Below are 13,301 nucleotides of genomic sequence, written 5' to 3' on the forward strand. Positions count from 1 at the left end.
TGGAATCACGCATCTGAGGCGCGGCGATAGTCCTCGGGGCGGATGCCATATCGGGCCAGTTTGTCGTAAAAGGTCTTGCGCGGCAGCTTCAGCGCCGCCGCCGCCGCCGAAGCGCGCCCGTTCTGGCGCCCCAGCGCCGCGATCAGCAAGGACCGCTCAACTTGCGCCATCTGTTCCGCCAGCCCCAGACCAGAGCCGACCGAGACTTCCTCGGGCATACCAAGCACGAACCGCATGGCCGCCGACATCAGCGAGCGGGCATTGCCAGGCCAGTCCTGCGCCATCAGCATCGCCAGATGCTCCTGGCTGATCTCGGGCGCCGCGATGCCCGCCTGCTCGGCCGATTGGGCCACGTAGTGACGGAACAGAACCGGGATGTCCTCGGGCCGTTCAGCCAGCGATGGAATGCGCACCCGCATGCCATCCAGGCGATAAAACAGGTCAGCATTGAAGGCGCCGCTGGTGGCCAGCTGCGCCAGATCGCTGGTGGTCCCTGCGATCACCCGGGCGGCGACGCCCTGCTCCAGCCGTTCCAGAACCGCATATTGCACCGCGTCGGCCATGGCCGGGATTTCATCCAGAAACAACGACCCGCCCGCTGCATCCTGGCACAGCGTATCAAAGGCTTCGATGGTCATACCGGCGGCGGGTCGCTTCACAAAGGCGCCCTGCGCCCGCGGCGACATCAGGTGGATGACTTCGGCGACCTTGGAAACGCCACTGCCCGCCGGACCTGTCACCAGAACCTCGGCTCCGGTGGGCGCCACTGCGCGCACCCGCGTCCTGAGCTGCTCTGCCTGCGGGGAGGTGCCGAAAAGCATCCGCGCCGCCGGATCGCCCGCCTCCAGCTGGCGCTTCAGGCGTCTGTTATCCAGCACCAGTGCCCGGGTCTTGCGCGCCCGCTCCAGCACCGAAAGAAGATCCCCCGGGGCGCAGGGTTTTTCCAGAAAATCAAAGGCGCCCTCCGACATCGCCCGCACCGCCATCGGAATGTCGCCTTCGCCGGTCAGCAGGATAACCGGCAGTTCGGCGTCGATCTCATGCGCATAGGTCAAAAGATGAAACCCGTCCCGCCCCGGCATGCGAATGTCCGACAGGATCACGCCATCGAATTCGGGAGTGATCAGATCCTTGGCCGCCACGAAAGAGCCAGCTGTCACCGCCTCCAGGTCGTTCAGCTCAAGCGTCTGCGACAGCGCCTCGCGCACCGCCGCGTCATCATCCACGAGCAACACCCGCCGGGTCATGCAGCTTCTTCCTCGCTCCAGGGGTCAAGTTCGACGGTAAAGACCGCACCATCGCTGCTGTTGCATCCGCGGATGTGGCCGCCGAAACTTTGCACCAACCCGTAAGAGATCGACAGCCCAAGGCCAAGCCCCTCGGCGCTGCCCACCGCCTTGGTAGAATAGAAGGGTTCGAACATCTTTTCCGGCTCCTTGATGCCCGGGCCGATGTCACGGACATGAACGCGCAGCCGCGCGCCAGTTTGCTGTGACGGCCATTCCAGCGCGATGCGGATCGCCCGCTGCTGCTGTTCCATCATCGCGTCGGCGGCATTGTTGATCAGGTTGACGAAAACCTGCGTCAGCCGCACCTCGCCGCCCCAGGCGTAGACCGGACCGGATGGCGCTGCCCAATGGAGCGCCACATGGTCCGTTTCCAGCCGCGCCGTGGTCAGTTCCACCGCCGCATTGATCACCTGCACCAGATCAACCCGCGCCATCGGTTCGCTTTCGTTGCGGGCAAAGGCCCGCAGGTTCTTGATGATCCGCGCCATGCGTTCGGCCATGCTGGAAATCCGGGTCAGGTTTTCCGCCGCGCGCTCGGGCTTTTCCCGTTCCAGAAAGGCGGCGCCGTTTTCGGCATATTGCTGAATGGCCATCAGCGGCTGGTTCAGCTCGTGACTGATGCCCGCAGACATCTGCCCCAGCGCCGAGAGTTTCCCGGCCTGAACCAGATCTTCCTGCGCCTGTTTCAGCGCCGCTTCGGCCTCTTGTCGTTCATGGACCTCGCGGCGCAGCTGAGTGTTGATCACCTGCAGGGCCTGGGTGCGGGCCTCGACCCGGGTTTCAAGAATGACATTGGCCCGGGCCAGCGTTCGGCGCCGCTCGGTCGCCAAAAACAGCAGTGTGCCGAAGGCAAGACACACCGCCGTCAGAGCGGCCGCCTGCAAGGCAGCGATACGCCGCGCCGGGGCGACATCCACCAGGATCTCTCCACGCATACCGATGACCGGCAGGTCCACCGTCAGGTGCAGCGCCTGCTGCGGCAGGTAGGAGCTGCCGGACATCTGCCAGACCTCGTGCCCGCCATGGTTTTCCACCGCGAAGGAAACCGGATCGCCTCCCTCGGCCGCGCTGCCAGGCAGCCGTTCAGCCCGTCGCCAGAACAGCAATTCCGGCCGGTTGGAAATAAACACCTCTTCGTTGCGGTTGGTGAAGAAGACCGCAGGCAAGGAGCCGCGCCAGGTCTGCTCCACATCCTCTACATCGGCCACCACCACCAGCGCCCCCAACACACCGCCGCCGGGTGCGAAACTGGGTGCGGCATAGAAATAGGCCCGCCGCCCCTCGGGCAGCAGCACCGCGTGACCGGTGCCAAGCGCGCCCTGCATGGCACGTTTGAAGTAGGGTTGATCGGCCACCGAGCCTCCGGCGACCCCTTCGGCAAAGGCCAGAACCCGCCCCGAACGGTCTGCATAGAACACGTCGAGCGCCGCCGTCTTGTCCGCCACCTCGCGCAGACGCCGTGCCGCCTCTTGCTGCCCCGCCGCCGTATCCAGCCCGTCCAGCACCGGATGATCCGCCGTCAGAACAGCCAGTTCCTGATAGATCTGCAACTGCGTGCTGACCCGGTCCGACGCCAAAGCCAGATCCGCCGCGCTGCGCTCCGCCAGCGAGTCCAGCGCCTGCCGGTACCCATAGATCCAGACCGCAGCCGCCAGCCCTGCGACTGCACATGCAAATCCCAGCAATAGGCCCCAGCGCTGCCACATGGTTTGTTTGATCATTGATACTGCCTCATGCAGGCCAGACTATGAAACTCACCTTGCATTGACCAGCCGCCATGGCAAAAGTCGCCGCATGAAAACACTGCATCAGCCTCCGACCGATCCGGCCTTTGTGCAAGATCCCTATCCGTTCTACGCCAAAGCCCGCGACGCGGGCGCCCTGCACTATTGGCAGGACTACGACATGGTGGCAGCCTTTCGCAAATCGGCCGTTCACATGCTGCTGCGGGACCGCCGCTTCGGGCGGGAAATCCCCGCGGAGATGGCCGCGCCCGGCCCGGCCCATCTGGCGCCGTTTCTGGCTGTCGAGGCCCATTCGCTGCTGGACGCCGAGCCGCCGCGCCACACCCGCCTGCGCAAACTGGTGATGCGGGCCTTCACCTCGCGCGCGATTACCGCGCTCGAGGCGGATATCGCCCAGCTGTGCCATGATCTGATCGATGCCTTTCCGGACCAGCCCTTTGATCTGTTGCAGGCTTATTGCACGCAGGTTCCGATCGTGACCATCTGCCGCCTGCTCGGCGTACCCGAGGAGATGGCGCCGCAGCTTCTGGATTGGTCGCACCGGATGGTGGCCATGTATCAGGCCGGGCGCACGGAAGAGACCGAGCATTCCGCAGCCGAGGCATCTGCCGCCTTTTCCGATTATCTGCGCAGCTATATCGATCAACGCCGCAGCGATCCGCAGGATGATCTGATCACCCGCCTGATTGCCGCCGAGGAGGCCGGGGACAGCCTGACCACGGATGAGCTGATCGGCACCTGCATCCTGCTGCTGAACGCGGGGCACGAAGCAACAGTGCACGCCCTTGGCAACGGGGTGAAGACGATGCTGGAACAGGGCTGGGATCCGGCCTGGCTGACAGAGGACGGGATCGACCAACTGGTCGAGGAAATCCTGCGCTATGATCCGCCGCTGCATATGTTCACCCGCTATGCATATGAAGAGGCCGAGGTCTTCGGCCATACCTTCCAGCGCGGCGATCAGGTGGCGCTGCTTCTGGGCGCGGCCAACCGCGACCCGGCAGTGCTTGATGATCCAGAGGTCTTTAACCCCAGCCGCCCGGCCAAGACCAACACGTCCTTTGGGGGCGGACTGCATTTCTGCGTCGGCGCGCCGCTGGCACGGCTGGAAATGCGCATCGCGCTGCCCATCCTGTTCCAGCGCTGCCCCGATCTGCGTCTGGCAGAAAAACCCGAGTATTCAGACAGCTACCATTTTCATGGCCTCACCCGGCTGATGGTGAGCCGCTAATGGTCGGCGCCACCCGGCGCCGCCCTCCACTTCCCCTACTCCGCTGGCTCCAGCGGCAGCAGCGTGGTCGATTTGATTTCCTCCATCGACAAGAGCGCGGTCACATTGTGCACCCGCACCTCTGAAATCAGCGCCTGATAGAATTTGTCATAGGCCCGCGCGTTCTTCACCCGCACCTTCAGGATGTAATCGATATCCCCGGCCAGCCGGTGCGCCTCCTGCACCTCGGGGCGGTCGCGCAGCGCCTGCAAGAAGGATGCCTGCCACTCCGCCTCGTGCTCAGAAGTGCGGATCAGCACAAAGAAACAAGCCTCGAACCCCAGCGCCTCGGCGTCCAGGATCACGGTCTGGCGACCAATCACCCCGGCCTCGCGCAGCTTGCGGATGCGATTCCAGACCGGGGTCTTTGAGCTGCCCACCTGCTTGGCGATTTCATCCAGCGACTGGCTAGCATCGCGTTGCAGCTCCGCCAGGATTTTCCGATCCGTGGCATCAATCCGCACTGTCATTCCAATTTTCCCTCTGCATCGAAACCTTGGTCACCAAGCCCCGAACCGCGTGGAACAAGTGTCCTTATTTGGGCGGATGCATGGCGCTTAAATGGGAATATTTCCTATATTGAGGGTCAAGTCAAACACCAGAAATGAGGCGCCACATGTCCAGTTTTGCCCCGATCATTCCCTCTGCCAGCCTTGAGCGCGCAGATGGCATGTGCTGCCCCGCGCCGGGTCAGGTTGCCTTTGCCGGCTCTGGTCCGGGCGATCCCGATCTGCTGACTCTGAAGGTGCTGAAAGCGATGCAGTCCGCGGATGTGATCCTGTTCGACCGTCTGGTCAGCCCCGAGATCATGGCCCTTGCCGCCCCCGGTATCGCGCTGGAAGACGTCGGCAAGGAAGGCTTTGGCCCCTCCATGTCGCAAGAGGAGATCTGTGACCGTCTGGTGGCCCATGCCCGTGCGGGCCGCAAGGTGCTGCGGCTCAAATCCGGCGATCCCACCGTCTTTGGCCGCCTCGACGAAGAGCTGTCCGCCTGCGACGCTGCCGGGATCGGCTATCAGATCCTGCCCGGCATCACCGCCGCCTCTGCTGCTGTCGCCGCGATCGGTCAGAGCCTGACGCAACGCGGGCGCAATTCCTCGGTGCGGTTCCTCACCGGGCACGACATGCGCGGTTTTGCCGATCACGACTGGGCCGCCTTGGCGCGCCCCGGTGAAGTGGCTGCCATCTACATGGGCAAGAAGTCCGCGCGTTTCGTGCAGGGCCGTTTGATCATGCACGGCGCGGACCGGGCCACGCCGGTGACCATCGTCGAACATGCCTCCCGCGCCAACCAGCGCGTTCTGGAAACAACGCTGGACCGGCTGCCTGCCGATCTGGCTGCGGCAGGTCTGTCCGGCCCGGCCCTTACCTTCCTCGGGCTGGCGCCGCGTCAAAGCCTCGCCGCCCTGCCCGACCTCGCCTCTGACCTTACCTCCGATCTGAATATGGAGCTCGCCTGATGCCCCGTCCCTTTACGCCCAAAGTGATCACCGCGAATGACCTCCTTGAGGGCGACGTGATCTATTACACCGCCAAGGACAGCTGGAGCCGCTCGCTGAGCGAGGCCGAGCTGATCACCGACGAGGCCGAGGCGCAGCTGCGCCTGCTGGCCGCCGAACGCGATGCTCTCAACGTTGTCGGCATCTATCTGACCGATGCCAAACCCGGCACGGATGGCCCCGAACCTGTCCACTTCCGCGAAGAATTCCGCCGCACCGGTCCCTCGAACTACGCCCATGGCAAACAGGAGGCTCTCTCCAATGTATAAGTATAACGACTTTGACGCCGCTTTTCTGGCTGAACGCAACGCCCAGTTCCGTGCCCAGGTAGAGCGCCGCATCGACGGCAGCCTGACCGAGGACGAGTTCAAACCCCTGCGCCTGATGAACGGGCTGTATCTGCAGCTGCACGCCTATATGCTTCGGGTCGCGATTCCCTATGGCACGCTCAGCAGCGCCCAGATGCGCCAGCTCGCGCTATTGGCCGAAAAGTGGGACAAGGGTTATGGCCATTTCACCACCCGTCAGAACATCCAGTACAACTGGCCGACCCTGAAGGACGTGCCGGACATGCTGGACGCGCTGGCCGAAGTGGGCCTGCACGCGATCCAGACCTCAGGCAACACCGTGCGCAACGTGACCTCGGATCACTTTGCCGCCGCCGCCAAGGGTGAACTGGAAGATCCGCGCCCCTATGCCGAGTTGATCCGTCAATGGTCCACCGACCACCCGGAATTCCAGTTCCTGGGGCGCAAGTTCAAGATCGCGGTGACTGGCGCCGAAGAGGACCGCGCCGTGACCCGCGCCCATGACATCGGGTTGCGCATGGTCTCCCGCGAAGGCGAGACCGGGTTCGAGGTGATCGTGGGCGGCGGCCTTGGCCGTACGCCAATGATCGGCAAGGTGCTGCGGGAGTTCCTGCCCAAGGCGGACCTGCTGCCTTATCTTGAGGCGGTGCTGAGCGTCTACAACCTGCTGGGTCGGCGCGACAACAAGTACAAGGCCCGGATCAAGATCACCGTGCAGGAAAACGGCATCGACAAGATCCGTGCCCTGGTCGAAGAGCGCTTTATCGAGCGCCGCGCCCAGTTCAACGGCGCCGATCAGGAGCTGCTGGAAGAGATCAAGGCGCATTTCACGCCCCCCGCCCTGCGCAGCGGCGACACTGCGGCCTATGATGGGGCCTATGACAACGATCCGGTGTTCCGCGCCTGGGCCGACACCAACCTGTCGGCGCACCGCAACGAAGACCACGCCATCGTCACCATCTCGGTCAAGGCGCATGGCGCCACCCCCGGCGATGCCACCGCCGAGCAAATGCGCGTGATGGCGGATCTGGCGCAGGAATTCGGCTATGACGAGCTGCGCATCAGCCACCAGCAGAACGTGATCCTGCCGCATGTCCTGAAATCGGACCTGCCCGCGATCCACGCCCGCCTGAAAGAGGTCGGCCTTGCGACCGCCAACATTGGCCTGATCTCGGATATCATCGCCTGCCCCGGCATGGACTATTGCGCCCTGGCCACCGCCCGCTCGATCCCGGTTGCGCAGGATATCGCAACCCGGTTCGAAGAGCTGAAGCGGGAGCACGACGTGGGCCACCTGCAGATCAAGATCTCGGGCTGCATCAATGCCTGCGGCCACCACCACGTCGGCCATATCGGCATTCTGGGTCTGGATCGCGCCGGGGTAGAGAACTACCAGATCACCCTTGGCGGTGATGCCACTGAAACGGCGGCCATCGGCACACGCACCGGCCCCGGTTTCGCCTATGACGAGATCGTTCCGGCGGTCGAGCGTCTGATCGGCGCCTATCTGGAACTGCGGACCGATGAAGGCGAGACCTTCATCGAGACCTACCGCCGCGTCGGAATGGAACCGTTCAAAGCCGTGCTTTATCCCGAAGCCCGCAAAAAGGTGGCCTAGAGCGATGCTGAAGCTCGCAGAGAGCAGCCCCAATGGGGCTGCACCGGACACCGCCCTGGCGGAAAAGGTGGAGATGCTGAATGCCCGCTACCGGCATCATTCAGCCACCGCCGTGATGCAGGGCGCCCTGCAGGATGCCGGGCAGATCGCCCTGGTTTCCAGCTTTGGCGCGGAATCGGTTGTGCTGCTGCATATGGCGGCGGTGATCGATCCCGCCGTGCCGGTGCTGTTCGTGGATACCGAGCTGCTGTTCACCGAAACGCTGGTCTATCAGCAGGAGGTGAGCGAGCGCCTTGGCCTGCGCAACGTGCAGGTCATCCGCGCCGAGGATATCGCCGAAAAGGACCCCTATGGCGCCTTGCGGTTCTCGGACACCGACGCCTGCTGCCACCTGCGCAAGACCGTGCCGCTGCAAGACGCACTGTCGGGCTATGACGGCTGGATCACCGGACGCAAACGGTTCCAGTCCGGCAGCCGCGCCGCGCTCGACTTTTTCGAGGTCGAGGACGGCACCGGACGCATCAAGGTGAACCCGCTGGCCCATTGGGCGCCCGAGGACGTGCGCGCCTACATGGAAGAAAACCGCCTGCCGCGCCATCCGCTGGTGGCGCAGGGCTACCCGTCGATCGGTTGCGCCCCCTGCACCTCGAAGGTGGCAGAAGGTGAAGACCCCCGCGCCGGACGCTGGCGCGATCAGAACAAGGAAGAATGCGGCATCCACATCGTGGATGGCAAACTCACCCGCAAAGGAGCTGACCCCAAATGACTGTAATTGTGACCGACACCGGATTTGGCCCCGACAGCTGGCAGGCCGGCTACGAAGGTGAAGACGCGCTGGACCTGCAGCCCGATGCGGATCTGTCCCCCCTGTCGAACCGCATCCCCGGCTGCGAGATGATCCGTATTCATTTCCCCAGCTTTGCCGACGGGCGCGGGTTCACCCTGGCGCGGCAATTGCGGCAGATGGGTTATACCGGGCGGCTCCGGGCCTATGGTCACGTGCTGGCGGATCAATACGCCATGGCGCGGCGCAGCGGCTTTGACGAGGTCGAGATCGATGATGATCTGGCCGCCCGTCAGCCCGAGGATCAGTGGCTGGCCCGGGCAAACTGGCAGGCGCACGACTATCAGGCACGTCTGGGACGCGGCCGGGCCGCCCGCTGAGACGGGCCTGATCTCGCGTCAGACACCCCCACAAACCGTAATTCGGGAAAAACAAAGCTTTTCCTGACCTGAATCAACGATTAATCAGAGGTGCCGGTCTACCAGACCGGCAGTGAAACCGATGAACGAGATGACCGCCGTGACCGACACTGCCTCCGAAGCCAAGCCCGCCAAGGCGACCCCGACCCTGCCGGACGCCCAGACCGTGACCGCGGTCAAGCACTGGACAGACCGCCTGTTTTCCTTCCGGGTATCGCGGCCTGCGTCGCTGCGCTTCCGCTCGGGCGAGTTCGTGATGATCGGCCTGATGGGCGACCCCGATCCCAAGACCGGCAAGCAAAAGCCACTGCTGCGTGCCTATTCGATCGCCTCGCCCTCATGGGACGAAGAGCTGGAGTTCTACTCGATCAAGGTGCAGGACGGTCCGCTGACCTCGAAACTGCAGCACATCAAAGAAGGCGATCAGATCATCCTGCGGCCCAAGCCCGTCGGCACCCTGGTGCATGACGCGCTGCTGCCCGGCAAACGCATCTGGTTCTTCGCCACTGGCACCGGCTTTGCGCCCTTCGCCTCGCTGCTGCGCGAGCCGCAGACCTACGAGGATTACGACGAGGTTATCATCACCCACACCTGCCGCACCGCAGGCGAGTTGACCTATGGCCGGGAACTGATCGAAAGCCTGAAGGACGACGAGCTGCTCAATGAGGTGATCGGTGAGGGCTTCTGGAAGAAGATTAAATACTACCCCACCACCACCCGCGAAGAGAGCGCCAAGATGGGCCGGATCACCGACATGATCAACTCGGGCGAGGCCTACAAGGATCTGGGCGTTGAGCCACTCAACCCCGAGAGCGACCGGGCGATGATCTGCGGCAACCTGGCCTTCAACCTGGAACTGAAGGACATGTTGGAAGCGGCGGGCCTTGAAGAAGGCGCCAATTCCAAGCCCGCGCAATATGTAGTGGAAAAAGCCTTCCTCGACTAAGCCAGCACGCCTGATGCAAGCCGCCAATGGCCAGATACAAAAAGGCCGCGCCACCCTGATACGGGCGGCGCGGCTTTTCTTTTGAAACAGCGGGTTACCCCGCACCTGTGACGGGCCGCAGAGGTTACAGGTTCAGCGCGGCCTTTACCTGATCCAGCGCCGCCTTCAGCATCGCCGGGCTGTCCTTTGCCGCATCCAGCGCCGAGGTCAGAACGGTTTTCTGGGTCTGTGACAGATCCGAGTCGGCGATCATCGTGGTGACCGTTTCGTAATCAAAGCCTTCCAGCGTCAGCGCCTCTGACATAGCCTGATCGGCAGCCTGTTCCGCTGCGGGATCAGCGGCACTCCCCGCCGTGTCTGTCACAGCTTGCGTTGCGCTTTCTACAGCCTCACGGACAGCCTCATCCGCCTGCTGAGCGACGCCCTCTGCCGCATCCGCTGCCGCTCCGGCTGCTGTCTCTGCCGTCTCTTTGGCGCTGTCCAAGGCAGCCTCTGCCTCGGCGGCGGCCCCTTCGACGGTCTCCTCGACCGCGCGCTCGACCGCTTCGGCGGCCTCTTCCATCTGCTCTGCCGTGGTTTTCGGCGCTTCGCTCTCGCTGGTCTCCTCGACCACCGGTGCAGGTTCTGCCTCAGGTGCAGGCTCTGTCACGGCTGCGGGGGCGTCCGTGTTGGTCGGCGCGTTGCTGATCGCGCTGTCTTCGGTCTGGACGGAAAAGGCATAGTAGGCGCCTATCGCCACCACCCCGGCTGCTACGGCAACAATAACCGGTTTCATGATGTCTCTCCTTTGTTGTGGCCGGGGCCTGCATCGCAGCAGGGGCTCCGGCGCGTGTTCTTGCGACATTCGATACCGGCTAGCTGACGTTCCGCAGCCCCCGCCACAAGGGGCAAAAATCGCCGGACGCGTCATCGGCCAGCCGCCGCCGACAGGATCCCGGCGGATTGGCGGGGCTTTGCCGGCACCCAGGCCGGGAGCGCTTTCCCCCTGACGACCGCCCCTCCGAATCGATGCAGACCAGGCCGGGCTGGCTGCCGCCCTGCCCGCCGGGCGCCGGTGCCTACCTGCCCGCAGGCCCGACTGCGGGAGGCTTGCGCCCATTCTGCAATGACAATCGCCTTTTTTCACGGGCGCCCGCATCGGTTCCCGCTTGAAAGACGCTGCGCCCCGGTTTAGATTTCATGCTCGAAAATCGGCAACCATCAAAGGATTGAACCCATAGCCCGCAGACCTCATAACGCGCCGCCGCCTCGTGATACCGGCCCGCGCACGAACGAAAAAATCCGCGCCCCCGAAATCCGCCTGATTGGCGCCGAAGGGGAGAACGTTGGCGTTGTCCATCCGGCCAAGGCGATGGAGATGGCAGCGGAAGCGGGTCTGGACCTTGTGGAGATCTCGCCGAACGCCAATCCGCCGGTCTGCAAGATCATGGACTTCGGCAAGTTCAAATACGAGCAACAGAAACGCGAAAGCGAAGCCCGTAAAAAGCAGAAGATCATCGAGGTCAAAGAGGTCAAGTTCCGCCCGAACACGGACACCAATGACTACAGCGTAAAAATGCGCAACGTTTTCAAATTCCTCGAAAACGGTGACAAGGTGAAGATCACCCTGCGTTTCCGCGGGCGCGAGATGGCGCACCAGAACCTCGGCCGTGAGTTGCTGGAGCGTGTGGCCGAAGACGTCAAAGATATCGGCAAGATCGAAAACATGCCGAAGATGGAAGGCCGTCAGATGATCATGATGATCGGCCCGCTGCCGCAGAAATGATCCTGCGGCCCTGACGGAGCGGCCCGATCTGGGCTGAATTCCGCCTTTCTATTCCGCCCCCGGTGCTTGACTGCGCCGGGGGCGTTGTCATTGTCGCCCCTGATAAACAGCCATGCGATCAGGACGAGCCGATATGTGGGAAGAACGATTTGCAAACTCCGATGACTATGTGTTCGGGACCGAACCAGCCCGGTTCCTGACCGAACATGCCGCCTATCTGACGCCGGGCCAGACGGCCCTGTCGGTGGCCGATGGCGAGGGGCGCAATTCCGTCTACATGGCGCAGCGGGGGCTTGAGACGACCGCCTATGAGTTCGCCCCCACCGCCATTGCCCGCGCCCGTGCTCTGGCGGCAGAGCGTGGCGTTAAGGTGGATTTCCAAAACGTTGATATCCTCACCCATGATTGGCCTGAGGATGCCTATGATCTGGTGGTCGGCATTTTCATCCAGTTCGTCGGCCCCAAGGATCGCAAGGTGCAATTCGAAGGCATGAAACGCAGCCTGAAACCCGGCGGTGTGCTGCTGCTGCATGGCTATACGCCGAAACAGCTTGAGTTCGGCACCGGCGGGCCGCCCTTTGCCGAGAACATGTACACCGAGGATCAGTTGGCCGCTGATTTCGTAGGCTGGGACATCCTGGAGAACCGCGCCTATGAGCGGGAGGTGCAGGAGGGACGCGGCCACAGCGGCATGTCCGCCCTCATCGATTTCGTGGCGCGCAAACCCGCCTGACCACAGGTACCCGCATGAAAAAGGGCCCCGCAGTGCTGCGAGGCCCCATTGCTGTTCTGTCCCAGTGGCTCAGCCTGCGGCGGCGGCCACGGCGCGTTTGGTCAGGACACCGACAAGATGGGCACGGTATTCCTTGGTGCCGTGGATATCGCCCATCATGTTGGCCGGGTTAATGCGCAGATCCGTCAGAGCGTCGGGGCGGAATTCCTTGCCCAGCGCCTGCTCGGCTTCGCTCCAGCGGAATACGCCCTCTTCGGACGCGCCGGTGACGGCAACCCGCACCCCGTCCGCGTATTTGGCCACGAAAACCCCCACCAGGGCAAAGCGCGAGGCAGGCTGCACGAACTTCTGATAGTTCGCGACCTCCGGCACCGGGAACCGCACGCCGGTGATGATCTCACCCTCTTCCAACGCGGTGGTAAAAAGACCGTCGAAATAATCATCCGCCGCGATTTCGCGGGCATTGGTGATCACGGTTGCGCCGCTGCCCAGAACCGCTGCCGGATAGCAGGCCGCCGGATCGTTATTGGCAAGCGAGCCGCCGATGGTGCCCCGGTTGCGCACGGCGGGATCGCCAATATGGCTGGCCAGCTCGGCCAGCGCGGGATAATGCGCTGCGGCCTCGGACGCGACTGTGGCATGGGTGGTGGCGCCGCCGATTGCCAGGCTGCCATCATCTTCGCGGCAGACGCCCTGCATTTCACCAATCCCGGCAAGCGAGACCAGTTTCGACGGCATCGCCAGCCGCTGTTTCATGGTCGGCAGCAGGGTCTGGCCACCGCCCAGCGCCTGCGCGTCTTCCTCTGCCAGCGCGGCAACCGCGTCGGCAATGGAGGCAGGCTTCTCAAACTCGAAATTATACATTCCGCTTTCCTTCCCAAAGAATGCCGGGGGATCACCCCCCTTGTTCTTTTTGTTCAAATCTC

At 63.4% G+C, this 13,301-nt stretch carries 14 protein-coding genes; 9 read left to right on the top strand and 5 right to left on the bottom strand.

Going from position 1 to position 13,301, the window contains the following annotated elements; all coding sequences use genetic code 11:
* Window positions 1–5 precede the first annotated feature (5 nt).
* Window positions 6–1,247, bottom strand: coding sequence for a sigma-54-dependent transcriptional regulator (locus tag SM763_RS02490; protein WP_368997417.1), 1,242 nt, complete (start codon window positions 1,245–1,247; stop codon window positions 6–8).
* On the bottom strand, window positions 1,244–3,010 hold the full coding sequence (locus SM763_RS02495; RefSeq protein WP_368997419.1) for an ATP-binding protein: 1,767 nt from the start codon (window positions 3,008–3,010) through the stop codon (window positions 1,244–1,246). The genes SM763_RS02490 and SM763_RS02495 overlap by 4 nt, the downstream gene beginning before the upstream one ends.
* Window positions 3,011–3,083: 73 nt before the next feature.
* Here SM763_RS02495 and SM763_RS02500 point away from each other — a divergent pair, with 73 nt between their 5' ends.
* Window positions 3,084–4,265, top strand: coding sequence for a cytochrome P450 (locus SM763_RS02500; RefSeq protein WP_368997421.1), 1,182 nt, complete (start codon window positions 3,084–3,086; stop codon window positions 4,263–4,265).
* A gap of 35 nt (window positions 4,266–4,300) precedes the next feature.
* Here SM763_RS02500 and SM763_RS02505 read toward each other — a convergent pair whose 3' ends face one another.
* A complete protein-coding gene (locus SM763_RS02505; protein WP_065273197.1) occupies window positions 4,301–4,774 on the bottom strand; it encodes an Lrp/AsnC family transcriptional regulator in 474 nt (157 codons plus the stop codon).
* A 146-nt stretch (window positions 4,775–4,920) separates the two neighbouring features.
* Here SM763_RS02505 and cobA point away from each other — a divergent pair, with 146 nt between their 5' ends.
* The 6 genes from cobA to SM763_RS02535 all read left to right on the top strand — a co-directional run bounded on the left by cobA (window position 4,921) and on the right by SM763_RS02535 (window position 9,877).
* Window positions 4,921–5,763, top strand: coding sequence for a uroporphyrinogen-III C-methyltransferase (cobA, locus tag SM763_RS02510; RefSeq protein ID WP_490363256.1), 843 nt, complete (start codon window positions 4,921–4,923; stop codon window positions 5,761–5,763).
* Window positions 5,763–6,071: a DUF2849 domain-containing protein gene (locus SM763_RS02515; RefSeq protein WP_065273196.1), complete on the top strand. Its 309-nt coding sequence runs from the start codon at window positions 5,763–5,765 to the stop codon at window positions 6,069–6,071. Before cobA ends, SM763_RS02515 begins: the two co-directional genes overlap by 1 nt.
* Window positions 6,064–7,728, top strand: a complete 1,665-nt coding sequence (locus SM763_RS02520; RefSeq protein ID WP_368997423.1) for a nitrite/sulfite reductase — start codon at window positions 6,064–6,066, stop codon at window positions 7,726–7,728. Before SM763_RS02515 ends, SM763_RS02520 begins: the two co-directional genes overlap by 8 nt.
* Window positions 7,729–7,732: 4 nt before the next feature.
* Window positions 7,733–8,494, top strand: coding sequence for a phosphoadenylyl-sulfate reductase (locus SM763_RS02525; RefSeq protein WP_368997424.1), 762 nt, complete (start codon window positions 7,733–7,735; stop codon window positions 8,492–8,494).
* Window positions 8,491–8,892, top strand: coding sequence for a DUF934 domain-containing protein (locus SM763_RS02530; RefSeq protein ID WP_368997425.1), 402 nt, complete (start codon window positions 8,491–8,493; stop codon window positions 8,890–8,892). Before SM763_RS02525 ends, SM763_RS02530 begins: the two co-directional genes overlap by 4 nt.
* A gap of 121 nt (window positions 8,893–9,013) precedes the next feature.
* Window positions 9,014–9,877: a ferredoxin--NADP reductase gene (locus SM763_RS02535; protein WP_368997426.1), complete on the top strand. Its 864-nt coding sequence runs from the start codon at window positions 9,014–9,016 to the stop codon at window positions 9,875–9,877.
* A gap of 124 nt (window positions 9,878–10,001) precedes the next feature.
* Here the strand turns inward: SM763_RS02535 and SM763_RS02540 are convergent, their stop codons facing one another.
* Window positions 10,002–10,652 carry a hypothetical protein gene (locus tag SM763_RS02540; RefSeq protein ID WP_368997428.1) on the bottom strand — a complete coding sequence of 217 codons (651 nt, stop codon included), beginning with the start codon at window positions 10,650–10,652 and terminating at the stop codon, window positions 10,002–10,004.
* Between the two features lie 528 nt (window positions 10,653–11,180).
* Here SM763_RS02540 and infC point away from each other — a divergent pair.
* Both infC and SM763_RS02550 read left to right on the top strand, forming a co-directional pair.
* Entirely contained in the window at window positions 11,181–11,642 is a 462-nt protein-coding gene (infC, locus tag SM763_RS02545) for a translation initiation factor IF-3 (protein WP_237028470.1), read from the top strand.
* Window positions 11,643–11,775: 133 nt separating this feature from the next.
* A complete protein-coding gene (locus tag SM763_RS02550; protein ID WP_368997430.1) occupies window positions 11,776–12,375 on the top strand; it encodes an SAM-dependent methyltransferase in 600 nt (199 codons plus the stop codon).
* A 69-nt stretch (window positions 12,376–12,444) separates the two neighbouring features.
* Here SM763_RS02550 and SM763_RS02555 read toward each other — a convergent pair whose 3' ends face one another.
* Complete coding sequence (locus SM763_RS02555; RefSeq protein WP_368997432.1) at window positions 12,445–13,239, bottom strand: FAD binding domain-containing protein; 795 nt, start codon at window positions 13,237–13,239, stop codon at window positions 12,445–12,447.
* Window positions 13,240–13,301: the final 62 nt, after the last annotated feature.

This window comes from Pseudophaeobacter sp. C1-32P7 (assembly GCF_041008775.1).
In the GTDB taxonomy this organism is placed as follows: domain Bacteria; phylum Pseudomonadota; class Alphaproteobacteria; order Rhodobacterales; family Rhodobacteraceae; genus Phycobacter; species Phycobacter gallaeciensis_A.

Excerpts from the sequence above, each read along its gene's own strand:
- SM763_RS02490 (WP_368997417.1), bottom strand. The coding sequence starts at position 1,247 with ATGACCCGGCGGGTGTTGCTCGTGGATGATGACGCGGCGGTGCGCGAG.
- SM763_RS02530 (WP_368997425.1), top strand. The coding sequence starts at position 8,491 with ATGACTGTAATTGTGACCGACACCGGATTTGGCCCCGACAGCTGGCAG.
- SM763_RS02550 (WP_368997430.1), top strand. The coding sequence starts at position 11,776 with ATGTGGGAAGAACGATTTGCAAACTCCGATGACTATGTGTTCGGGACC.
- SM763_RS02495 (WP_368997419.1), bottom strand. The coding sequence starts at position 3,010 with ATGATCAAACAAACCATGTGGCAGCGCTGGGGCCTATTGCTGGGATTT.
- SM763_RS02555 (WP_368997432.1), bottom strand. The coding sequence starts at position 13,239 with ATGTATAATTTCGAGTTTGAGAAGCCTGCCTCCATTGCCGACGCGGTT.
- SM763_RS02515 (WP_065273196.1), top strand. The coding sequence starts at position 5,763 with ATGCCCCGTCCCTTTACGCCCAAAGTGATCACCGCGAATGACCTCCTT.
- SM763_RS02520 (WP_368997423.1), top strand. The coding sequence starts at position 6,064 with ATGTATAAGTATAACGACTTTGACGCCGCTTTTCTGGCTGAACGCAAC.
- SM763_RS02525 (WP_368997424.1), top strand. The coding sequence starts at position 7,733 with ATGCTGAAGCTCGCAGAGAGCAGCCCCAATGGGGCTGCACCGGACACC.
- SM763_RS02535 (WP_368997426.1), top strand. The coding sequence starts at position 9,014 with ATGAACGAGATGACCGCCGTGACCGACACTGCCTCCGAAGCCAAGCCC.
- SM763_RS02505 (WP_065273197.1), bottom strand. The coding sequence starts at position 4,774 with ATGACAGTGCGGATTGATGCCACGGATCGGAAAATCCTGGCGGAGCTG.
- cobA (WP_490363256.1), top strand. The coding sequence starts at position 4,921 with ATGTCCAGTTTTGCCCCGATCATTCCCTCTGCCAGCCTTGAGCGCGCA.
- SM763_RS02540 (WP_368997428.1), bottom strand. The coding sequence starts at position 10,652 with ATGAAACCGGTTATTGTTGCCGTAGCAGCCGGGGTGGTGGCGATAGGC.
- SM763_RS02500 (WP_368997421.1), top strand. The coding sequence starts at position 3,084 with ATGAAAACACTGCATCAGCCTCCGACCGATCCGGCCTTTGTGCAAGAT.